Origin of the sequence: Pseudoalteromonas sp. OFAV1 (assembly GCF_021532595.1) — a bacterium.
GTDB classification, from domain to species: domain Bacteria; phylum Pseudomonadota; class Gammaproteobacteria; order Enterobacterales; family Alteromonadaceae; genus Pseudoalteromonas; species Pseudoalteromonas lipolytica_C.
Genome location: NZ_JAKGBG010000094.1, coordinates 1 through 2178 on the forward strand (window position 1 = coordinate 1; position 2178 = coordinate 2178).

1 protein-coding gene is annotated in these 2178 nt (G+C 45.2%); it reads left to right on the plus strand.

Features of this window, described 5'->3' with window-relative positions:
* Nucleotides 1-580 precede the first annotated feature (580 nt).
* Complete coding sequence (ltrA, locus tag L1267_RS23535; RefSeq protein ID WP_130051662.1) at nt 581-2065, plus strand: group II intron reverse transcriptase/maturase; 1485 nt, start codon at nt 581-583, stop codon at nt 2063-2065.
* Nucleotides 2066-2178: the final 113 nt, after the last annotated feature.

Below are 2178 nucleotides of genomic sequence, written 5' to 3' on the forward strand. Positions count from 1 at the left end.
TTTTGGGGCGTGCGACGTGAAGTCGTATGAAGCGCTGTTCACCGCTTAATGAGTGAACCATCTGTATCACCAGATGATCCTAGGAGCCTGAATAAAGTAGCGGCTCTGACAATGTAACGAAGGTTGGTATGCGCCAATCGGGATCTTAATCGTGAGAGGACGATCCTCCTGATAACCACAAATCGGGTGAGTGCTAGGCAGTCAGTATGATGAACATAAGTGAATCCGCGTAAGGTGCGTTATACGATGAAACAGCGGAAGTGGTTAATACGCTGTAGCCAAAAGGCACGAGAGTCGGAAAGAGATTGCCCCATGCTCTTTCGTGATCACTGAACTCTCCGCACTATAGCGGGCATCTAACCTGACATTGCGCAACATACGGAACACGGTAAGCCTGTATCACTCCCTTTGGGAAAGCTTATATAGCCGATAGTGATGCAGGTAGAGGATGTTGGAGAAAGCAAAGGCTGGATTGTAATGATGCAGATACAGACGTCTGTCTGGCACGAAAGTGAGCTGACTTCCGACTGGTCTTCCGTTGCAAGAGAATTTGAAGAACTTTATTCAAGGAGAAACGCAAATGATGATTTCAAAAGAGATTAGTGCCTCCCCTGACAGTGCTCAATGGCAATCCATAAATTGGAAAACTGTTGAGTCGCACGTTTTAAAGCTTCAGATGCGTATTGCAAAAGCAACAAGAGAAGGTAAACACAGCAAAGCGAAAGCGTTGCAGTGGATACTGACTCACTCGCATTCGGCAAAACTTCTTGCTGTTAAGCGAGTATCACAAAACAAAGGCAGTAAAACGCCCGGAATAGACGGCGTCATCTGGAATACGGATACGCGCCGCATGAAAGCAGTCAATCAATTGAGCAGAAAGGCTTATCAAGCCAAACCGCTCAAGCGTATCTACATCCCTAAGAAAAACGGCAAGCTCAGACCTTTGGGTATCCCGTGCATGGTCGATAGAGCGCTACAAGCGCTTCACCTTCTTGCACTAGAGCCTGTGTCAGAAACACTTGCTGACCCAAATAGCTACGGATTTCGGCGCAATAGAAGCACTGCTGATGCTATTGCTCAGTGTTTTCTCTGTTTGAGTAAAAAGCAATCCGCGCAATGGGTTCTTGAGGGAGATATCAAAGCCTGTTTCGACAAGATTGGGCATCAATGGCTTATGAATAATATAGCTGTAGATAAACGAATGTTGGAACAATGGTTAAAGTCTGGTTTTATGGACAAAGGGCTGTTCTATCGCACTGACGAGGGAACACCACAAGGCGGGATCATATCTCCAACCTTGATGCTGATGACTCTTGCAGGTCTTGAGCAACGCATTAAGTCCACCGCACTTAAAAATGGGGCGAGAGCCAACTTTATAGGATACGCCGATGATTTCGTAGTCACATGCACTTCAAAGGACGTGCTGGAGAACGATATCAAACCGTTGATTGCTGACTTCTTAGCACATAGAGGCTTAACGCTCTCCGAAGAGAAAACGCACATTACTCACATTAGCCGTGGTTTTGACTTCCTAGGCTTTAACCATAGGAAGTACAAAGGAAAACTGCTCATTAAACCGAGCAAATCTAACACGTTAATATTTCTGAGTAACTTGCGCGAACTCATTAAAAAGCACGCAACTACCCCCGTTAACGATCTAATCAAGTTGATAAATCCGAAACTCAGGGGTTGGTCGAATTACTATCGCCATTGCGTTGCCAAACAAGTATTCGGATATGTGAGCCACAAACTATTTCTAGCGTTATGGCATTGGGCTAAAAGGCGTCATCCAACAAAATCAAAAACTTGGATCGCCATGAAGTACTTTATCAACCGTCGAGGCCAATGGCAATTTCACGGTTGGCAGAAGAGCATGAACATGAACATGAACATGGATTGTCAGTTTAATCTATTTCAAATAGCTAAGGTGCCAATAGAGAGACATGTGAAAATCAGGAGTGAAGCTACGCCTTTTGATCCTTTATACCAAGAATACTTGGCAAAGAGAAAAGCAAAGAGGCAATGCCGCAACTCTTGGAATGAGCCTAATCTCGCTGCTTTATAAGTTGCTGGGTACCAATTAGGTGCCTTCGTGAAGGCTTGAGCCGTATGCAGTGAAAGTTGCACGTACGGTTCTTAGGAGGGCGACACTTGGTAACAGGTGTCGTCTATCCGACA